The sequence below is a fragment of the Vibrio sp. Vb0349 genome, assembly GCF_033338975.1.
The window spans coordinates 1-1,080 of the sequence record NZ_JAWOTS010000407.1 but is presented as its reverse complement, the minus strand read 5'-3'; the positions used below and the strand labels follow the sequence as shown (position 1 = coordinate 1,080).

Below are 1,080 nucleotides of genomic sequence, written 5' to 3'. Positions count from 1 at the left end.
ACAATGGTTTGATTTACGTCATTAACTTTCACATTTGTACTAATTGTGACACTTAAATCCATTGCAGTGACGTTAACTGTCGGAACTCGAACGGAAATGGCTTCGAATTTGTTGGAAAATTTCGGGAAGATTCTTTCAATTCCTTTATGCAACTTGGTGTCAACAGGAATGATAGATTGGCTCGCAGCTCGAGTACGACGTAAGTCATTATGGTAAGCATCAATAACTTGTTGGTCGTTCATGGATGAGTGGATTGTGGTAATGGTACCTGACTCAATCCCAAATGCTTCATCCAATACTTTGATGATGGGAACAATACAGTTGGTGGTACATGAACCATTGGACACCACGCGGTGTTCATCTTTGAGGGTTTCGTGGTTCACACCGTAAATAATGGTGTTATCGAGATCGTTCGCTCCTGGATGAGAGAAGAGCACTTTCTTCGCTCCGGCTTCGATATGGGCAAGACCATCCGCCTTTGAACCATAAACGCCGGTACAATCTAAAACGATATCGACTTCAAGGTCGCGCCACGGAAGCAGTTCAATTTCAGAGAGATGAAGAATTCGGATGGCATCATATTCACCGCTTTCATGGTGAACATTCAAATGTTCTTGATCGTGGGAGATTTTCTTACCGAAACGGCCATGACTGGTGTCATATTGTAGAAGGTGAGCCATTGCCTCTGGTTGAGCAAGCTCATTAACCGCTACCACTTTAATCTGCTGATGTTTGCCGCTTTCATAGACAGCTCGCAGAACATTACGACCTATACGTCCAAATCCATTGATCGCAACTTTTAGCATTTATCCTTCGCCCCACCAAAAATTTCGTGGCACAGATAGTACCTGATAAGGCTGAAAAACGCACCTAATGAATCATAGTAAAGCGTGATTTAAAAAGGCTGGGACATAGCCCAGCCTTCTTTAAAAGAAATTAGAATGCTACGTCTAACCCTAACCAGTAACGACGTCCATCTTCGACGTACCCATATTCTTTGTAGTTGATGTCTTCATCGAACAGGTTGTAAATCGCACCTTTGATCTTGGTGTTATCCGTCAACTGATACGTTACGCCGGC

1 protein-coding gene is annotated in these 1,080 nt (G+C 43.1%); it reads right to left on the bottom strand.

Annotation, left to right across the window (positions count from 1 at the left end):
- Window positions 1-806 (bottom strand): glyceraldehyde 3-phosphate dehydrogenase NAD-binding domain-containing protein (locus tag R7Q47_RS26210; protein WP_318090256.1); only part of this gene is annotated, 806 nt, incomplete at its 3' end.
- Window positions 807-1,080: the final 274 nt, after the last annotated feature.